The 17,799-nt window shown below is 62.0% G+C and carries 17 protein-coding genes; 13 read left to right on the plus strand and 4 right to left on the minus strand.

Features of this window, described 5'->3' with window-relative positions:
• Positions 1-88 precede the first annotated feature (88 nt).
• From AB8A27_RS09280 to AB8A27_RS09290, 3 genes are all read left to right on the plus strand, one after another.
• Complete coding sequence (locus tag AB8A27_RS09280; RefSeq protein ID WP_441241651.1) at positions 89-415, plus strand: NIPSNAP family protein; 327 nt, start codon at positions 89-91, stop codon at positions 413-415.
• Between the two features lie 166 nt (positions 416-581).
• Positions 582-1,436: a 3-deoxy-8-phosphooctulonate synthase gene (gene kdsA, locus AB8A27_RS09285; RefSeq protein ID WP_441241652.1), complete on the plus strand. Its 855-nt coding sequence runs from the start codon at positions 582-584 to the stop codon at positions 1,434-1,436.
• A 31-nt stretch (positions 1,437-1,467) separates the two neighbouring features.
• Complete coding sequence (locus tag AB8A27_RS09290) at positions 1,468-2,649, plus strand: MFS transporter (protein ID WP_441241653.1); 1,182 nt, start codon at positions 1,468-1,470, stop codon at positions 2,647-2,649.
• A gap of 7 nt (positions 2,650-2,656) precedes the next feature.
• Here AB8A27_RS09290 and AB8A27_RS09295 read toward each other — a convergent pair whose 3' ends face one another.
• Positions 2,657-3,106, minus strand: coding sequence for an NUDIX hydrolase (locus AB8A27_RS09295; protein WP_441241654.1), 450 nt, complete (start codon positions 3,104-3,106; stop codon positions 2,657-2,659).
• A 38-nt stretch (positions 3,107-3,144) separates the two neighbouring features.
• Positions 3,145-3,624, minus strand: coding sequence for a preQ(1) synthase (gene queF / locus AB8A27_RS09300; RefSeq protein ID WP_089264508.1), 480 nt, complete (start codon positions 3,622-3,624; stop codon positions 3,145-3,147).
• Positions 3,625-3,752: 128 nt separating this feature from the next.
• Here queF and eno point away from each other — a divergent pair, with 128 nt between their 5' ends.
• Together eno and AB8A27_RS09310 are read left to right on the plus strand one after the other, a co-directional pair.
• Positions 3,753-5,036, plus strand: coding sequence for a phosphopyruvate hydratase (gene eno / locus AB8A27_RS09305; protein ID WP_441241655.1), 1,284 nt, complete (start codon positions 3,753-3,755; stop codon positions 5,034-5,036).
• 211 nt (positions 5,037-5,247) lie between these two features.
• Positions 5,248-7,254, plus strand: coding sequence for a glycoside hydrolase family 113 (locus AB8A27_RS09310; protein WP_441241656.1), 2,007 nt, complete (start codon positions 5,248-5,250; stop codon positions 7,252-7,254).
• A 76-nt stretch (positions 7,255-7,330) separates the two neighbouring features.
• Here the strand turns inward: AB8A27_RS09310 and AB8A27_RS09315 are convergent, their stop codons facing one another.
• Positions 7,331-8,011 (minus strand): hypothetical protein, encoded by a 681-nt coding sequence (locus AB8A27_RS09315; RefSeq protein WP_441241657.1) that lies wholly within the window; start codon positions 8,009-8,011, stop codon positions 7,331-7,333.
• 244 nt (positions 8,012-8,255) lie between these two features.
• Between AB8A27_RS09315 and AB8A27_RS09320 the strand changes: the two genes are divergently transcribed.
• From AB8A27_RS09320 to AB8A27_RS09340, 5 genes are all read left to right on the plus strand, one after another.
• Positions 8,256-9,506 carry a hypothetical protein gene (locus tag AB8A27_RS09320; RefSeq protein ID WP_441241658.1) on the plus strand — a complete coding sequence of 417 codons (1,251 nt, stop codon included), beginning with the start codon at positions 8,256-8,258 and terminating at the stop codon, positions 9,504-9,506.
• Between the two features lie 18 nt (positions 9,507-9,524).
• Positions 9,525-10,112 (plus strand): protein-S-isoprenylcysteine O-methyltransferase, encoded by a 588-nt coding sequence (locus AB8A27_RS09325; protein ID WP_441241659.1) that lies wholly within the window; start codon positions 9,525-9,527, stop codon positions 10,110-10,112.
• A 44-nt stretch (positions 10,113-10,156) separates the two neighbouring features.
• The gene (locus tag AB8A27_RS09330) at positions 10,157-11,293 is read left to right on the plus strand and encodes a zinc-binding dehydrogenase (RefSeq protein ID WP_441241660.1); all 1,137 of its coding nucleotides are present in this window, start codon (positions 10,157-10,159) and stop codon (positions 11,291-11,293) included.
• Positions 11,290-12,531: an MFS transporter gene (locus AB8A27_RS09335; protein ID WP_441241661.1), complete on the plus strand. Its 1,242-nt coding sequence runs from the start codon at positions 11,290-11,292 to the stop codon at positions 12,529-12,531. Before AB8A27_RS09330 ends, AB8A27_RS09335 begins: the two co-directional genes overlap by 4 nt.
• Before the next feature lie 64 nt (positions 12,532-12,595).
• Positions 12,596-13,312: an alpha/beta hydrolase gene (locus AB8A27_RS09340; RefSeq protein WP_441241662.1), complete on the plus strand. Its 717-nt coding sequence runs from the start codon at positions 12,596-12,598 to the stop codon at positions 13,310-13,312.
• Positions 13,313-13,444: 132 nt separating this feature from the next.
• Here AB8A27_RS09340 and AB8A27_RS09345 read toward each other — a convergent pair whose 3' ends face one another.
• Positions 13,445-15,196 (minus strand): caspase family protein, encoded by a 1,752-nt coding sequence (locus AB8A27_RS09345; RefSeq protein WP_441241663.1) that lies wholly within the window; start codon positions 15,194-15,196, stop codon positions 13,445-13,447.
• A 324-nt stretch (positions 15,197-15,520) separates the two neighbouring features.
• On the opposite strand from AB8A27_RS09345, the gene AB8A27_RS09350 reads away from it, so the two are divergent.
• The 3 genes from AB8A27_RS09350 (at position 15,521) to pdhA (ending at position 17,778) form a co-directional block, all read left to right on the plus strand.
• Positions 15,521-16,075: an NADPH-dependent FMN reductase gene (locus AB8A27_RS09350; RefSeq protein WP_441241664.1), complete on the plus strand. Its 555-nt coding sequence runs from the start codon at positions 15,521-15,523 to the stop codon at positions 16,073-16,075.
• Positions 16,076-16,142: 67 nt separating this feature from the next.
• On the plus strand, positions 16,143-16,460 hold the full coding sequence (locus AB8A27_RS09355; RefSeq protein ID WP_441241665.1) for an FtsB family cell division protein: 318 nt from the start codon (positions 16,143-16,145) through the stop codon (positions 16,458-16,460).
• Between the two features lie 286 nt (positions 16,461-16,746).
• Positions 16,747-17,778 (plus strand): pyruvate dehydrogenase (acetyl-transferring) E1 component subunit alpha, encoded by a 1,032-nt coding sequence (gene pdhA / locus AB8A27_RS09360; protein ID WP_092142480.1) that lies wholly within the window; start codon positions 16,747-16,749, stop codon positions 17,776-17,778.
• Positions 17,779-17,799 lie beyond the last annotated feature (21 nt).

Below are 17,799 nucleotides of genomic sequence, written 5' to 3' on the forward strand. Positions count from 1 at the left end.
CCTGACGTTGCGCAGGCAAGGGACGATGCCGCAATAAGCCATGCGCGAAAGCCATTCGAGGCTGACAAAAAGGAAGGAACCAAAGTCGATGATCTATGAATTGCGCGTCTATCGCTGCTTGCCGGGACGTTTACCGGCGCTGATCAAGCGATTTGAATCTGTCACATTGAAACTGTGGGAGAAGCACGGGATCCGGCAGTCCGGTTTCTTCACCACCGTGATCGGCGAATCCAATCAGGAACTGACCTACATCCTCAGATGGGAATCGCTCGCCGAGCGCGAGAAGGTGTGGACCGCCTTCATGTCCGATCCCGAATGGATCGCGGCACGCGCCAAGTCCGAGGAGGATGGCCAGATCGTCGGCAATATCGTCAGCCAGCTGCTGGCCCCGACGGCATTTTCGGCGCTTAAGTAAGCGCGTCCCGGGCCCAGGCCGATCAGACCGGTGCGGGATAGCCGCATCGGTCAGGTTGGCGGTATCGCCCGCTGCAACCCTGATATTCCGAGTGGCGGGACGGGCCTGATCCGGCTTGCATCCCGCACGGTCCTGCGGTCATGGTCACCGGAATAAGGAGATCAATTTGACCGCATCGTCCACAGCCGCGCCCGTCGTCGCACTCGGTACCGTCCGTTTTGGCAATGCTCTGCCGATCTCGGTGATCGCCGGGCCTTGCCAGCTCGAAAGCCGGGCCCATGCGCTCGAAGTGGCCCATGCGCTGAAGGAGATCGCGACGCGGCTCAAAATTGGTCTCGTCTTCAAGACCTCGTTCGACAAGGCCAACCGGACCAGCGCCTCCGCCGCGCGTGGCATCGGCCTCGACGATGCTCTCCCGATCTTTGCCGAGATCCGCGAGACGCTTGGCTTGCCTGTGCTCACCGACGTGCACGAGAACGAGCAATGCGCCCGAGCTGCCGAGGCGGTGGACGTGCTCCAGATCCCGGCCTTCCTGTGCCGGCAGACCGATCTGCTGCTGGCTGCCGCGGCAACGGGGAAGGTCGTCAATGTGAAGAAGGGGCAATTCCTGGCGCCCTGGGACATGGCCAATGTGGTCAGCAAGCTGACCGGCAGCGGCAATGACAAGGTGCTGGTCACCGAGCGCGGCGCGTCGTTCGGCTACAATACGCTGGTCTCCGACATGCGGGCGCTGCCGATTCTTGCGCGCACTACCGGCGCGCCGGTGATTTTCGACGCCACCCATTCGGTGCAGCAACCGGGCGGCAAAGGCACGTCATCGGGCGGGGAACGCGAATTCGTGCCGGTGCTGGCGCGCGCGGCCGTGGCTGTCGGCGTCGCCGGTGTGTTCATCGAGACCCATCCTGATCCGGATAACGCGCCGTCCGACGGGCCGAACATGGTTCCGCTCCGTGACTTCGAGGCATTGGTGAAGAACCTGATGGCGTTCGACGCGCTCGCCAAGCAGACAGCTAAGGCGTGATGATGCCGCATCGGCTCGCGGCGGCGCGCTGATGCTGCCGCCGGTTCTCAATGTCATCGCACTGGCGTCCTTCGCTGCCGCGCTATCGCAGCGTGCGCTCGATCCGGTGCTGCCGCATGTGGCGGACGATTTGTTCGTGACAGTCGCCGTCGCCGCGGGCCTGTCGTCCGCGCTCGCTTTCACCTTTGCGATCGTGCAGCCGGTGCTCGGCGCCGCCGCCGACATGTTCGGCAAAGCGCGGCTGATGATCGTCTGCCTGGTGCTGCTCGGTCTTGCCAGTATTCTCGGCGCGCTCACCACGTCCTATCCGCTGCTGCTGGCGACGCGCGTGCTTGCCGGCATCGGGGCAGGCGGGGTGTTTCCGGTAACGCTCAGCCTGACCAGCGATCTGGTCGGACCGAAGCTGCGTCAGGTCGCACTCAGCCGCGTAATGGCGGGCGCGATGACCGGCAATCTGCTCGGTTCGACCGCCTCGGGCGTGATCGGCGATTTTTTCGGCTGGCGCGGCGTGCTGGTGATCCTCGGCAGCCTTGCCATCGCTGCTTCGGTTGCGGTGGCGCTCGGTTTCAAGGGCGCTGCGCTCGTCAAGCCGGCTGCGAAGGCCGATCTGCGCAAGCTGGCGCGGGGCTACAAGGTCATCTTCCGCAATCCGAACACGCTGATCGTCTATAGCGCGGTGTTTGTCGAGGGCTGCTGCATCCTCGGCCTGTTTCCCTATATCTCGTCATTCCTGTTCGACCGCGGCGTCACCAGCCTGTCGATCGCCGGTCTCGTGCTCGCCTGCTTCGCCGTCGGCGGCCTGTTCTACACAGCGACCGTGTCGCGCATGCTGGCGCGGCTCGGCATCAACGGCATGATGATCTATGGCGGCATCGTGATTGCGATCCAGCTCGCCGCGACTGCCTTCAGCCCCAACTGGCAGGTCCAGGCATTGAGCCTGCTGCTGATGGGCTGGGGCTTCTATATGCTGCACGGCTCGCTGCAGATATTCTCGACGGAGCTGTCCCAGGAAGCCCGCGCCAGCGCCATGTCGCTGCACGCCTTCTGCTTCTTCATGGGCCAGTCCGTCGGTCCGATCGCCTACGGCTTCGGTCTCGCCCATGCCGGCAAGATGCCGACGCTGTTGACGAGCGCAGCGATCGTCTTTGTGCTCGGCTTTGCATCGGCGAAGCTGCTGAAGCAACGCAAGCCTGCAGATGCGGGGAGCACTTGACGCGGGGCTAGCGTGATGCGGCGGTCGCCAGCATCTGCAGTATTTCTTCAGGCCAGACGATCTCGGTGGTGTGCATCAATTCATCTCGCGACCACCAATGGTGATCGGCGATCACTTCCGACTCATCCAGGGTCCATCCGAGACGGGACAGCGTGGCATCCTTCGATGTTACGAGGTAATATTTCTCGAACGCGCTGACACACTCGCCATCGGGCATTTGTAGACTGAACTCTCGGTCCGCCACAGGCTCACCGACTGTATCGCGGATCAAGCCCGTTTCTTCCCGGAGTTCGCGAATGGCAGCGTCATGGAAGGTCTCACCTTCCTCTAAACCTCCGCCCGGTGTTGCCCAATAATCCTGGCCGGCGAGGGCACCTGATTTGTGAATAAAACGGAAGAGCAAAACACGCCCGTCCTTGTCGATGACGAGTAGGCGTGCGGATTTGCGTTGGCGCACGGTTGGTTCTTCCGTTGTTTCCCTTTCGGGCTGAGGTTTCACCCTCGCCCGCGATATGGCGCGACGCCCTGCTCGGGGACCCAGACGCCTTTGGGCAGTGTTCCGGTCTGCCAGAACACATCGATCGGGATGCCGCCGCGCGGATACCAGTAGCCGCCGATGCGTAGCCATTTCGGCTTGATGGCGGAGGCTACGCGCTTGCCGATCTCGACGGTGCAATCCTCATGGAAGGCGCCGTGATTGCGGAACGATGCGAGATACAGCTTCAGCGATTTCGACTCGACCAGCCATTGGCCCGGCACATAGTCGATCATCAGATGGGCGAAATCCGGCTGGCCGGTGATCGGGCACAGCGAGGTGAATTCCGGCGCCGTGAAGCGCACCACATAATTGGTGTCTTTCTGCGGGTTCGGTACACGGTCGAGTTTGGCTTGCTCCGGGGAGGTCGGCCATTCCACGGCGCGGCCGAGCTGCAGGTCATCAGGCAATTTTGGGGATTTGCGGGGTGTTTTTGACATAAATATCTCCGTTGCGGCGGTTCTTAGCCAATCTCCGGCCCGTCGTCACGCTGCACGGGGTTTTCCCGCCGGGAGGCTTGCTGTAGAAGCGGCGCCAACGACCCACCCCCAGCACAAAGAGGGCATCCATGACCGCCATCGTCGACATCATCGGCCGCGAAATTCTCGATAGCCGCGGTAATCCCACGGTAGAGGTCGACGTCGTCCTCGAAGATGGGTCGATGGGCCGCGCCGCGGTTCCGTCGGGCGCCTCCACCGGCGCCCATGAGGCGGTCGAGCTGCGCGACGGCGACAAGGGCCGTTATCTTGGCAAGGGCGTGCAGAAGGCGGTCGACGCCATCAATGGCGAGATTTTCGACGCCATCGGCGGCATGGACGTGGAGAACCAGGTCCAGCTCGACGATATCATGATCGAGCTCGACGGCACCCCGAACAAGTCGCGCCTCGGCGCCAATGCGATCCTCGGCGTGTCGTTGGCCGCCGCCAAGGCCGCAGCCGAATCCTTCGATATGCCGCTGTATCGCTATGTCGGCGGTACCTCGGCCCGCACGCTGCCGGTGCCGATGATGAACATCATCAATGGCGGCATGCATGCCGACAACCCGATCGACTTCCAGGAATTCATGATCATGCCGGTCGGCGCGTCCTCCTTCGCCGAAGGCCTGCGCTGCGGCGCCGAGATCTTCCACACGCTGAAGAGCGAGTTGAAGAAAGCCGGTCACAATACCAATGTCGGCGACGAAGGCGGCTTTGCACCCAATATCGGTTCGGCCGAAGCGGCGCTGGATTTCGTGATGGCTGCCATCAACAAGGCTGGCTACAGCGCCGGCAAGGACGTGATGCTGGCGATGGATTGCGCTGCCACCGAATTTTTCAAGGACGGCGCTTACGTCTATGGCGGCGAGAACAAGACCCGCAACATCTCCGAGCAGGCCAAGTATCTCGCCCAGCTCGTTGCGAACTATCCGATCGTCTCGATCGAGGACGGCATGTCGGAAGACGACATGGACGGCTGGAAGCAGCTTACCGATCTGATCGGTTCGAAGTGCCAGCTGGTCGGCGATGATCTGTTCGTCACCAACGTTACGCGTCTGGCCGATGGCATCAAGAACGGCCGCGCCAATTCGATCCTGATCAAGGTCAACCAGATCGGTTCGCTGACCGAAACGCTGAGCGCCGTCGAGATGGCCTACAAGGCCGGCTACACTGCGGTGATGTCGCATCGCTCGGGCGAGACTGAAGACTCCACGATTGCCGATCTCGCCGTCGCCACCAATTGCGGACAGATCAAGACCGGCTCGCTGGCACGCGCCGACCGCACCGCCAAGTACAACCAGCTGCTGCGCATCGAGCAGCAACTCGGCACCCAGGCGAAATATGCCGGCAAGGCCGCACTGAAAGCTCTCGCGTAAAGCGCAGCCGCGGCCTTCCGGGCCGGGCAACAACTACGTGATCAACGCCGTTCGCTGAAATAGCGGGCGGCGTTTTTCATTGAATGATCCTGATTGTGCAAGGTGACAACGAAGTTCAATTTGTAGACGTCATCATCATACCCCATTGCGGTCGCGAAGGTATCACGTTGCGGGTTCAGCCTTCTCCAGGCAATGCCGATGGAGAGCGCGAATGCCCAACATCTTCAAGGTCCAAGGTTTCGGTGCACTGTCTGAGTGGAATGGACAGTTTTCCAGTACGTCGGCCGATCAGGCGTTTCAGGAAATGGCATCACTGGGATCGAATTCGATCGCCCTGACCACGCGGATATGGACCGACAGTCGAACCGGCAATGACGTGCTCGCCGTGCCGGCCAAGACCGAAAGCGATGCGAGCCTGCTCGCTGGTTTTCAGAAGGCGCATGCCGCGGGGCTGGATGTCGTTTTCAAGCCGGGCATCACAGGTCTCGACGGTACGATTTCGCACAGTCTGGCGCCTTCTGATGTCGATGCATTCTTCGCGTCCTACAAGGCCGAGATCGTGCATCTGGCTGAAATAGCCGAGCAGGGCGACGTCGCCAGTTTCGCCATCGGCAATGAGATGAGCAGCCTGTCGGGCGAAGCCTATCGCAGCTACTGGACCGATATCATTGGAGCTGTGCGCGGCGTCTATCATGGCGAAGTCACTTACGCGGCGGCGACCGATGAGGCATCCAAGGTCAGCTTTTGGGATCAGCTCGATACGATCGGGATCAACGCCTATCCACCCTTGACGGCCAGCACGACGCCGACGGTGGACGATCTCGTGCACGCCTGGAACGAGGTGCCGTACAATCCGTATTACGCCAAAGCATTTGGTTATCAGTCGCCCATCGATTTCTTTCACTCGCTGGCGTTAGAGTACGGCAAGCCTGTGCTGATGACCGAGGTTGGCTATCGCAGTATCGATGGCACCGCGATCAATCCGGGCGGCGGATCATCGAAAGCACCTGCGGATCTGGCCGAGCAGGCCGATGCCTATAATGCCTTCTTCCAGGTCTGGAGCGCGCATGGCGGCAGCTGGCTGAAGGGCGTCGAGTTCTGGCAGTGGGACCTCAACAACTTCTACTCGGAAACCGGCTATTCGGTCATGGACAAGCCGGCGCAGGATGTGGTGGCGCAGTATTTCCATGGGACAGGAGCAACACCGGGCATCACTGTCACGGGCTCGTCGATTGGCGATACGATTGATCTTGGAGGCGGCAACGACGTCATCTTCGGCGGGCTCGGACATGACGAGATCTATGGCGGCGCCGGTAATGACACGATTGTCGCCGGCCCCGGCGTTGCGGGCAAGCTCACGAGTACCACCATCACGCTGACGGGCTATGGCTCCGTCGTGAACGGGATCGGCGCGCAGGCGCAGGTTCTGGTCAACGGCCAGCCGGTGTCTGGCCTGCTTGAATTCACGCCTGCAAGCGATCCGTCGGGCTATCAGACCTATACGGTCACTTTCGACAATCCTGCCAGCATCTCCAGTGTCGCGATCAATTTCGCAAATTCCGAGCCCGGGCGGGCGCTGCATTTCAAGGACATTGCCGTCAATGGCGTCGATCTGGCGCCGGCCGACGGCACCAATGCCAGCTCACCCGGCTCCTTCGATCTCTATGTCCGCAGCATCCAGTTCGACACGGCCAAGCATCAGGACTGGTTCTTCGGCGCATCGAGTGACAACGATGTCGTCCGCGGCGGCGACGGCGATGATTACATTGCTGGCGGGATCGGCAATGACATCATCAATGGCGGCAACGGCACCGACACCGCGGTATTCTCCGGCAATCTAGCTGACTACAGCATCAACCGCAGTGGCGCTCAGACGATCGTCACTGACACCGTCGCTGGCCGCGACGGCACTGACTATCTCACCAATACGGAGTTTCTGAAATTCGCGAACGCGAGCATTGCCGTCGATACGCTTGGACAAGCGCTTGCAAGCAGCGCTGGCAGTGAGAACTTTGCTTTCAGTCAGACGACTGGGCACGCGGAAGTGCAAAATGGCACGCAGAGCGAGAGCGCTGCGGAAGTTGCTCTTGCTCAGATCCTGACGGCGTCCAGCCATCCCGTCGCGGCGGCACCGGCCCCCGACGATGCTCTCGGCGCTCACGATGCTGCGCTCGCGCCGGCGACGCCTCCGGCACATCATGACGTGTTGATCGTCTGAGTATGCCGGATGGCTAAAACAATTCAGCCGAGGTGATCATCACCTCGGCTGAATGCGTTTTGAAATGTACCGCTTGTTACTGCGGAGCAGCCGAGACCTGTGCAGGCTTTGGCGCCGCCGGCTTGCGGCGGATGCCGCCGCCGGTGACGGCGAGCACCCGGGCGATCGCCTGGCGCTGCAGGCTGTCGTCCTTGTCGATCGAGAAGTGGTTGGTGGTGCTGCTCTCGTTGACATTGGCGAGCTTGCCCTTGAAGCGGGGATCCGCAGACACCGCGCGTCCCCAGCCAGCGGGTACGTAATAGTTCACGATCTGCTTCACATTATTGGGGACAGCATCGGGCGCCACCGGATCGAAGTTCACGATCAGTGCCACCGGAACATCGTACTGCGCGAGCTTGCGGGCGACCGAAATGGTCGCGTCGGCGCCGGCCGAATGGCCCATCAGGATGATCGGTTCGCGGTTCCCGGCCTTGTATTTGGCGATCATGTCGTCCGCCTGGCCGCTCCACAGCGTGTGATTGCTGACCGAGGAGGCGACGCCGGCCGCCTCAAGCTTGTAGGCAAGCTGGTCCATGCCGAGCGAGAACACGTTCATGAGGCCACGATAGAGATAGACATGGCCGGGGCGGCGGCCGGGTGCGGCATCGGCATTGCCGGAACTGGCGAGCGAGCCAACAAAGAGGGACGACAGAATCAGCAAAACGGCTGCCGGAGAGGTCCACGACAGCCGCTTCAAGCCCATGGTAATGATCGACATAGTGCTTTCTTTCTTCGGAAAAACCCGCGACATGTTCAGACATAAACCCCTGCCGTCAATCATGGTCCTGCCCCGATTCCCGGAATTGTGATGGGGGCAGTTGCGAAAGGGCCGTGGTGTGACCTGTGGGCGACAAAATCCTGCCGGACGCTTCTGTTTTGGGCATAGGCAGGTTTGTCGGCGCAGGCGAATTTGCTATGCACCGGATCAGAACGGTGCGTGATGCACTCGGGAGCGACGGACGATGATCGCGCGGCGACATGTCTTCCACATTGGCGGCTACGACCCGATTCTGCCGGAAACGCAGCTCGAGCGCTTTCGGCGTTCGCTATCGACGTTCGAAAAGACGTGGAGCGTGTCTGCGCATGCGTCCGGCGTGCTTGACGCTACGGACGTGAGCGCATCCTGGCGGGCCGAGACATCCGGGCCGAACTGGAAGACCGAAACCATCTACGAGATGCTGCGCTGGGATGACCTGATCCTGCAGGATCACACCCGGGGCATGCTGTCGCGACTGGGCGCCGCCTTTGTTACGCTGGGTGACTGGCTTGTGACGGGAACCCTGTTCCGCTTCTTCTACGCGAGCTGGAAATATGCCGGCTTCTTCCTGTTCTCCTATCTGTGGATCGCGGGCTTCGCCGCGTGTGGCGCGGCGGCGGGGTATGGGCTGACCTGGCTGTTCGGCATGAATGGTGCGGCCGCATGGATCGCCGGTGCTATTGTCGCTGCGGCCGTCTTTACGGCGCTGTTGCACCATTACGGCTGGCGCAAGCCGATCAATCACGTGTTCGACGACTGGATCTTCTCGCGGCAATATGTCCATGGCCAGCGGCCGAAGATGAAGGCGCGCGTCGATGAATTTGCCAAGGTGATCGTGGCCCGCGCACAGAAGGCCGATGTCGACGAGATCGTGATCGTCGGCCACTGCCTCGGTGCGGCGCTGGTAATGGAGGCGGTGGCGCGCGCGCTCGCGCTCGACCCGGATCTGACCCAACATGGCCCGACCATCTGCGTGATGACGGTGAGCGCGACCATCCCGAAATTCTCGTTGCATCCCGCGGGCAAGAGCGTGCGCGAGGCAACGCACCTCGTCGCCGACACGCCGGCGATCCGCTGGACCGAATATCATGCCCGCGACGACGTCATCAGTTTCTACCGCTTCGACCCGGTGACCTTGAAACGCCGCAGCCGCGATCGCGACGAGGGCAGGCCGAACATCCGCCGCGTCCAGATGCATGCCATGATGGGCAGGGAGCAGTTCAAGCGCTATCGCTTCAGCTTCATGCGCATCCACTATCAGATGGTGATGGGCAATCAGTGCCGCGCGCCCTATGACTATTGCATGGTGATCTGCGGTCCTCTGCCGTTTGAAGAGATCACTGCGGGCGAAGGTGGCCTCAAGCGCTTTGGTGCGGATGGCGCGCTGCTGGATATGCCGCTGTCCAAGACCTCATCCTCTCAATCGCAAGCCGGGGCATCCGTGAATGCCGCATGATGGCCTGATCGGACGACAATGACCGCGTCACTTCTTGGAACATATGTCTGGGCGATCGGCCTGATCGCCTGGTTCATCATTCGCTACCCTTATGCGCGCAAGGCTCGCCGCACGGCGACATTGCGCGCGGTCGGCTGGAGCCGTGAACGCATCCTGCTGGCAATCGCCACTATCGGCCTGTTCGTGGTACCGCTGATCTGGCTGGTGACCGGCTGGCCTGCCGCGTTGAACTATCAGCTGAATTATGCGGCGGTCGTGGTCGGCGGCGCGCTCTATGTGCTGTCGCTCTGGCTGTTTCGCCGGTCGCACAAGGATCTCGGCCGGCAGTGGTCGGCCAGCCTGGAAATCCGCGAGGCTCACCAGATCGTGCGTGCTGGCGTCTATCGCAGCATCCGCCATCCGATGTATGCCTCGTTCTGGTTGTGGGCATTGGCGCAGGCGTTCCTGCTGCCGAATGCCGTGGCCGCGCTGGGCGGACTGGTCGCGATCGCGATCCTGTTCTTCACCCGTATCGACTATGAAGAGCGCATGCTGATCGAGGCATTTGGCGACGACTACCGGGCCTATATGCGCGAGACCAAGCGCATCATTCCGGGCATCTACTGACGCGGCACCAGACCGCCGAACAGATCGAGGAGAGGGGAACGACCATGACTGATATCACATCCGGACTTGAACTGCGTTCGCTCATCAAAAACAGCGGAGAGCTGGAAATCTCGCTGCAGCAGGTGGCGATCCCGGCGCCGGGTCCCGACGAGGTCGTGGTGCGCATCGAGGCTGCGCCGATCAATCCGTCCGATCTTGGTCTCCTGCTTGGTGCGGCCGATCCGGCCAGCGCAAAAGCCTCCGGCTCTGGCGCATCCTCGGTGGTCACCGCGACCGTGCCGCAGGCCAATATGAAAGCGATGGGCGGCCGTCTCGACGAGTCGATGGCGGTCGGCAACGAGGGCGCCGGCACCGTGGTGAAGGCCGGATCGTCCGAGGCCGCGCAGGCGCTGCTGGGCAAGACCGTCGCCATGATCGGCGGCGCGATGTATGCGCAGTATCGCGTCATCAAGGTCAAGGAATGCCTGCCACTGCCCGAGGGCACGACCGCCACCGAGGGCGCATCCTGCTTCGTCAATCCGCTGACCTCGCTCGGCATGGTCGAGACCATGAAGCGGGAAGGGCACACGGCGCTGGTGCATACGGCTGCTGCGTCCAATCTCGGTCAGATGCTCAACAAGATCTGCCAGAAGGACGGCATCGATCTCGTCAACATCGTTCGCAGCGAGGAGCAGGAAAAACTGCTGCGCGGCATTGGCGCGAAATATGTCTGCAATTCGACGTCGCCGACCTTCATGGAAGACCTGACGGCCGCATTGATTGCCACCAATGCCACGCTGGCCTTCGACGCCACCGGTGGCGGCAAGCTTCAGGGCCAGATCCTGCAGGCGATGGAAGTCGCTGCCGTCAAGGCAATGAAGGTCTATAGCCGCTACGGCTCGACGACGCACAAGCAGGTCTATGTCTATGGCCGACTGGATCTGCGTCCGATCGAATTCGTCCCGGCCGGCATGGCCTGGGGCATGGGCGGCTGGCTGCTGTTTCCATTCCTGCAGAAGATCGGCGCCGCCGATGCCGCCAGGCTCCGCGCCCGCGTGGTCGCCGAACTCAAGACCACCTTCGCCAGCCACTACACCAAGGTGATTTCGCTCGAAGGCGTGTTGCAGCTCGACAATCTCCGGGCCTATGCGAAGCGCGCCACCGGCGAGAAGTATCTGATCAATCCGAACATGCCGGGATGACACTCGCCGATCAGTCTGCCGGCGTCGTTACGCACGGCGCGCGGCTCTTGCTGCGCCATCCGCCGTATCTGTACTACATGGTATCGCGCAGCTTCTCGCGCTTCGCGTCGCAGATCGCTGCTGTCGCGGTCGGTTGGCAGATCTATGATCTGACCGGCAGCGCGTTTCAGCTTGGCATGGTCGGTCTCGCGCAATTCGTACCGATGCTGGCGCTGGTCTTCGTCGCGGGCCATATCGCCGACCGCTATGATCGCCGCCGCGTGGTGCAGATCTGCCAGATGCTGCAGGGGCTGATGGCGATCCTTCTGGCCTGGGGCACTTATGCCGGCTGGATCACCGTGCCACAGATTTTCGTGGCGCTGGTGGTGATTGGCGCTGCCACGGCCTTCGAGGCGCCGGCCGGTTCGGCGCTGTTGCCCGGCGTCGTGCCGGAAGGTCATCTGCAGAAGGCGACGGCGCTCTCGACGGGCGTGTTTCAGGTGGCGATGATTTGCGGTCCGGCGCTTGGCGGCATCGCCTATGCGCTGTCGCCGTCGACGCCCTATGTGCTGATGGCGGCATTCTGGCTGATCGGCGGTCTGCTCAACAGCGCCATCCGACTGGAGCGCGAAGTGGCAGTGAAGGATCCTCCGTCGCTGCGGACCTTGTTCGCCGGAGTCGGCTTCGTGCGCAGCAATCCGGCGATCCTCGGCACCATTTCGCTCGATCTGTTCGCGGTGCTGCTCGGCGGCGCCACCGCGCTGCTCCCGATCTATGCGCGCGATATCCTGCAGACCGGTCCGTGGGGTCTCGGCCTCATGCGCGGGGCGCCGGCCGTCGGTGCGCTGCTGACGACCATCGTGCTGACGCGCTGGTCGATCAATCGCCGGGTGGGCATGCGGATGTTCCAGGCCGTCATCATCTTCGGCCTTGCCACAGCAGTGTTCGCGGTGTCGCAATGGCTGTGGTTGTCGATCGCTGCGCTCGCGGTACTCGGCGCGGCCGATACGGTCAGCGTGGTGATCCGTTTCTCGCTGGTGCAGCTCGCGACCCCCGACGATATGCGCGGCCGGGTCGGCGCGGTGAACTACCTGTTCATCAACACATCGAACCAACTCGGCCAGTTCGAAAGCGGCGTCACCGCCGCATTGTTCGGTACTGTGCCTGCTGCCTTGATCGGCGGCCTCGGCACCGTCGCCATTGCGCTGCTGTGGATGCGGCTGTTCCCGACGCTGCGCAATGTTGAACGGCTGGAGTAATACTGCCCGCATATCGCTGCGCTTATGTGGGCTGGATTTGAACGCGACGTCGACAGGATAGGCCATGCCTTCGGATATCGTTTTATTGGCAGGCCCGCTGGTCAGGGCGTCGAGCTGGCAGCCGACGGCCGGGGAGCTCAGCGCGCGCGGATGGCGCGTGCATGTCCCCGAGGTTTTATCGGACGATCAGCCGCCGCCCTCATGGCGCGAATGGAGCACGCATGTGCTCAGGCAACTCCCGCCGCTCCGGGCACCCGTTGTTGTTGGTCACAGCTCCGCCGGCACATTGGCCGTGGAACTGGCTATTCGTCTCGGCGCGAGCGGCGTCATCATCGTGGATGGCGATGTTCCGCCGCGACATGGGCCTGCCGTGCCGGTTCGGCCGTCGCTCCGCGATCTCGTCAGAAGCCTTGCCGATGACGACGGAATGCTGCCGGTCTGGTCGCGCTGGTTCGATGCCGATGCGCATCGCAAGTCGCTGGTCGGAGTCGATCGTCTTGCAAACGATCTGAAAGCATTCGCTGAATTCGAGGCTGGCCTGCCACGCATGACCATCAGTTGGTTTGATGACACTATCGAGCTGGCACCGTGGGATCACATCCCGGCGGGCTTCATCCAGACCTCGGCGATCTATGATCATGCTGCCGAGGAAGCGCATCGTCGCGGCTGGCCCTGTATCCGGCTGGACGGCACCCATCTGCATCCGACGCTTAAGCCGGACGAGACGTCGGAGGCGATCGTTGCGATCATCAAGCGTCTCGCAGAGTCGCCCAGCAGCTAGCTAGAGCTCACAAGCCGTGGGGCGTTTGTAAGACGGGTAGGGTGAAGGCGCGATGGCACCGGAGCGAAACCCATCAATAATCCGGCATGACATCGATGGGTTTCGCTACGTTCTACCCATCCTACGAGTAGCTTAATTGCACGCCTCCACATTCGTCAGCCCGATCCGCATGTCGCGCGACACCAGCCGGCAGCCGGGACGCACCGGACGGCAGCCGGCATTGTCGCAGACGATCTGGCCGGACGGCTGCGCGCGCGGGGCGCGGGCCTGAATTTGCGGGCGATCAAGCTCATCGTGCTCGCGGCGCGGCACGTTTCGTTTGGCCTCGTTGCGGCTGCGCCTCTTTTCGCATTCATTGTCGTCGTTCAGGAAGGTGCCAGCGCGGCATGTGATTTTCACGCAGCGGTCGCCGTCTGCCTCGGAGCCATGCGCGCAGACCAGCGGGCAGACGCGGGACGACCTGCCTTTGATCGCGTCGAGCGCATCGGTGCTGACCGCCTTGGCATCGAATTTGGTCGACGCGTAGCGATTGAAGCGTTCGAGCGACTTGCGGGAAGCCGTAGTCCATGTGTTGTCGACCGATCCCTGCAGGCAGCCCACCCGCTGAAGCTCGATCTGGACCTGACGGGGCAGATCGGCTGGCGCGGGTGTTCGTGACACATCGGCCGTGGGGGCAGGGAGTGTCGCCAACTGCGGTCCGGTGGCAGGCGTGTCCGGCTTGCCGGCATCGACCCTGGCTTCGGCTGCCGCGCGGGCGCGCTCGCCGGCGGCGGCGCGTTCCTGTTCGGCAGTTTTGACTTTCTCGGCGGCGATCCGGGCATCCTCGGCGGCCTTGGCATCGGCCGCTGCCTTGGTCTGTTCGGCCTTTCTGGCACCCTCAGTGGCCAGACGGGCTTTCTCTTCAGTGGCGAGGCGGGCTTTCTCTGCGGCGGCGGAATGGGCGTCCTCTGCGGCGAGCTTCGCCAGCTGGGATTTTGCCAGCGACGCGTAGAAGCCGTCGGGGTGCTGCGTCAAGAACGCGGTCCAGCCGTCTCGGGTGGCCAGTTGCAGGACCAGTTCGTAATCGCGGCGGGTTTCCGCCTGGGCGCTGACGGTGGGCGAGGTCGCGACGGCAGCCACCGGGACCAGCGGCACGTCGTCGCCGCCGAGCGAACCGTAGACATAGGGTTCCTGGCGGTTGCTGGTGGTCTTCATGACGTCATCGCGGACAAAGCCGAAGGCCTTGCGCAGGTCGAGGCCGGGCGTCGCGATATGGCGGATCAGCGCGGCCGTGAAGGGGCTGTTCTTGCTGTCGCCATCCAGTGCGGTCGAGCCGGCCTTGGCCGAATAGGCGATCAGTGTGTTGGGGCTGGCCGGTTCCACCTTGGCGAGGCCGCGGGAGATCGCGCGCGATGTGGTTGTGCGCTTCATATTCTTGACGAAGGGGTTGTCGCGGCAGGCATCGAGGATCACCAGCCGCAGCTTTCTGGCTGGCTCGATGGTCACGAGGATGCGCTCCAGCGAGAACGCCTCGTCATAGACGTCGGTGTCGCGTTCCAGCAGCGCGTCGGTCGGAATGAGGTAATTGGTGCCATCGACCTCGATGCCATGGCCGGCGAAATAGACCAGCGTGACGTCCGCATCGCGCGCCTTGTCCGCGAAATCGCGCAAGGTCCGGCGCATCTCGGTCGCCTTCAGATCCCGTCGGGCTTCGACGATGTCGAAATTCGCGGTCTTCAAGGTCTCGGTCATCGCCGCGGCGTCGTTGGCCGGGTTGGCGAGCTTGACCACATTCTGGTAGGCCGAGTTGCCGATCACCAGTGCGACGCGTTTATCCGCGAAGGCCGACTGACTGAGCAAGCTCAAGCCGAAGACTACGGAAGCCACAAGACCAAGGTTGCGCATCGGAAGCCCCGCAAATTGCAACGGTCGCATTTGAGCAGCCTGGCCAGACGTCTCATATCAGTCGGGACTGGCGTGCGCGGTTTATCTTACGTGGTTTGTCGCGCAACACTCTCCGCAGGTTCGATCGCAGCGGTGTTTCGCGCGTCATCCATTTGAGCGATATCAGCATAACGAAGATGTGTTTGGGCGGGCGAGGCGGAGTGCCGGTTTGGGTCGATTGCGGCAATCAAATGCAGTTCATGCACTTGCATCTTTTGCCGGGATAGGTGACAGGTTTCAGATGCGCTCCGCGCTTTTTGGAAGCAGTTATTCAGGGGATATCTCATGGCCACCTACAGCGTTGCCGTCATTGTCGGCAGCCTCCGCAAACAGTCGTTCTCGCTCAAGATCGCGCATGCATTAGCCAAACTGGCGCCGGCGTCGCTGCAGCTCAATATCGTGACGCTGAACGACCTGTCATTCTTCAATCAGGATCTGGAAGCTGCCCCGCCGGCTGACTGGGTCAAGTTCCGTGAGACCATCCAGTCGTCCGACGCTGTCATTTTCGTCTCTCCAGAATATAACCGCTCGGTTTCGGGTGTCCTGAAGAACGCCATCGACGTCGGTTCGCGGCCCTATGGCAAGAGCTCGTTCCTCGGCAAGCCCACCGGCATCGTGGTTAGCTCGCCCGGTCCGATCGGTGGCCTGGGTGCAGCCCTCACCTTGCGCCAGACCCTGCCGGGGATTGTCGGTCCCATCATGCAACAGCCTGAAATCTATCTGAATGCCGTCGGCGACGCGTTCAACGAACAGGGCGAGATCGCCAAGGAATCGATCCGGCCGGTGCTACAGGCCTATATCGACGCCTTCGCCGTTTGGGTCGACAAGCTGAAGAAATAAGCCGCGCAAATTCAGGTTGCGGCCCGGTTGTTAGGTTCGCCTTAACCGGGCCGTCGCATTTTCGGGCATGGTCAAGCATACTCGCCTCAAATCGATCCTCACCGGGCTCGTGCTCTATGCACTGGCGGCGATGATGATCAGCTATTTCGGGGTCAATGCCTATACCGGCAAATACGGCCTCAATGCGCGGCAGGAGCTCGATCAGGAGATCGTCGCGTTGACCTCCGAACTGGTGCAGTTGAAGAAGGAGCGCGCCAGGGCCGAGCAGCGCGTGGCGCTGCTGCGATCTGCCGGACTCGATCCCGACATGCTCGACGAGCGCGCGCGCTACCAGCTCGACTACGCGCATCCGCGCGACCTCGTGAAGGTCATCAAGCCAAACTGAGAGTCATTCTTCAGCTTGCTTCAGCACGGCGAGTCGTCCTCGCGTGAAGCAACACAGCTTTGCATCAAAGCTATGGATCGCTGGCGCCTGCGCGTCGTGACGATGATATGACCACGACGCGCGCTTCTATTCCTCAAATTACAAAACCGTTCCAATTCGATTTCGAAAGTTTCACGCCTTCGCTGCAGTGCGAAACAACAGTGTGGCATTCCGCGCGACGCAATCCCTTTCATGGCGCAAGCACTTGGAGTAGGAAGGGCCATTCACTCTCGCATCCGGAATTTTCATGGCCGCACCGAAGAAAAGCGTCGCTCCCGCAGGGCAGGCAACGAGCAATGGCGCAACCCCGTCATCGCCGCCAGATTTCACCCGCGATCAGGAGATGCACGCGCTTCGCGACATGCTGCTGATCCGCCGTTTCGAGGAGAAGGCTGGCCAGCTCTACGGCATGGGCGCGATCGGCGGTTTCTGCCATCTCTATATCGGCCAGGAAGCCATTGTCGTTGGCATGCAGATGGCATTGAAGGACGGTGATCAGGTCATCACCGGCTATCGCGACCATGGTCACATGCTGGCCTGTGGCATGGACGCCAACGGCGTCATGGCCGAGCTCACAGGGCGCAAGGGCGGCTACTCCAAGGGCAAGGGTGGCTCCATGCACATGTTCAGCCGCGAGAAGAACTTCTACGGCGGCCATGGCATCGTCGGCGCGCAGGTCTCGCTCGGAACGGGTCTCGCTTTCGCCAACCGTTACCGCGGCAATGATCTCGTCAGCCTCGCTTACTTCGGCGATGGCGCGTCGAACCAGGGCCAGGTCTATGAGAGCTTCAACATGGCGGAGCTGTGGAAGCTCCCGGTGATCTACATCATCGAGAACAATCGCTACGCCATGGGTACCTCGGTGACGCGCTCCTCGGCTCAGACCGATTTCTCCAAGCGCGGCGTCTCCTTCAACATTCCGGGTGAGCAGGTGGATGGCATGGACGTCCGCGCCGTGAAGGCCGCCGGCGACCGTGCGGTCGCCTGGTGCCGCGCCGGCAAAGGTCCGTTCATTCTGGAAATGCAGACCTATCGCTATCGCGGCCACTCGATGTCCGATCCGGCCAAGTACCGCACCCGTGAGGAAGTCGACAAGGTTCGCCACGATCAGGACCCGATCGAGCAGGTGCGCAACCGTCTGCTGGCCGCTGGCGTGACCGAGCAGGACCTCAAGGCGATCGATGCCGAGGTGCGTGACATCGTCAACGCATCGGCGGATTTCGCGCAGCAGGATCCTGAGCCCGATGCATCCGAACTTTACACCGATGTGTACCGCTAAGCGCGCGGCTTAAAGACCGAT

Source organism: Tardiphaga sp. 768_D3_N2_1 (assembly GCF_052076105.1).
Lineage (GTDB): Bacteria > Pseudomonadota > Alphaproteobacteria > Rhizobiales > Xanthobacteraceae > Tardiphaga.

What these genes read in the sequence shown, in the direction of transcription:
- AB8A27_RS09280 (WP_441241651.1), top strand. Translation starts at nt 89, where the DNA reads ATGATCTATGAATTGCGCGTCTATCGCTGCTTGCCGGGACGTTTACCG.
- AB8A27_RS09290 (WP_441241653.1), top strand. Translation starts at nt 1,468, where the DNA reads ATGCTGCCGCCGGTTCTCAATGTCATCGCACTGGCGTCCTTCGCTGCC.
- queF (WP_089264508.1), bottom strand. Translation starts at nt 3,624, where the DNA reads ATGTCAAAAACACCCCGCAAATCCCCAAAATTGCCTGATGACCTGCAG.
- eno (WP_441241655.1), top strand. Translation starts at nt 3,753, where the DNA reads ATGACCGCCATCGTCGACATCATCGGCCGCGAAATTCTCGATAGCCGC.
- AB8A27_RS09310 (WP_441241656.1), top strand. Translation starts at nt 5,248, where the DNA reads ATGCCCAACATCTTCAAGGTCCAAGGTTTCGGTGCACTGTCTGAGTGG.
- AB8A27_RS09315 (WP_441241657.1), bottom strand. Translation starts at nt 8,011, where the DNA reads ATGTCGATCATTACCATGGGCTTGAAGCGGCTGTCGTGGACCTCTCCG.
- AB8A27_RS09320 (WP_441241658.1), top strand. Translation starts at nt 8,256, where the DNA reads ATGATCGCGCGGCGACATGTCTTCCACATTGGCGGCTACGACCCGATT.
- AB8A27_RS09325 (WP_441241659.1), top strand. Translation starts at nt 9,525, where the DNA reads ATGACCGCGTCACTTCTTGGAACATATGTCTGGGCGATCGGCCTGATC.
- AB8A27_RS09330 (WP_441241660.1), top strand. Translation starts at nt 10,157, where the DNA reads ATGACTGATATCACATCCGGACTTGAACTGCGTTCGCTCATCAAAAAC.
- AB8A27_RS09335 (WP_441241661.1), top strand. Translation starts at nt 11,290, where the DNA reads ATGACACTCGCCGATCAGTCTGCCGGCGTCGTTACGCACGGCGCGCGG.
- AB8A27_RS09340 (WP_441241662.1), top strand. Translation starts at nt 12,596, where the DNA reads ATGCCTTCGGATATCGTTTTATTGGCAGGCCCGCTGGTCAGGGCGTCG.
- AB8A27_RS09345 (WP_441241663.1), bottom strand. Translation starts at nt 15,196, where the DNA reads ATGCGCAACCTTGGTCTTGTGGCTTCCGTAGTCTTCGGCTTGAGCTTG.
- AB8A27_RS09350 (WP_441241664.1), top strand. Translation starts at nt 15,521, where the DNA reads ATGGCCACCTACAGCGTTGCCGTCATTGTCGGCAGCCTCCGCAAACAG.
- AB8A27_RS09355 (WP_441241665.1), top strand. Translation starts at nt 16,143, where the DNA reads ATGGTCAAGCATACTCGCCTCAAATCGATCCTCACCGGGCTCGTGCTC.
- pdhA (WP_092142480.1), top strand. Translation starts at nt 16,747, where the DNA reads ATGGCCGCACCGAAGAAAAGCGTCGCTCCCGCAGGGCAGGCAACGAGC.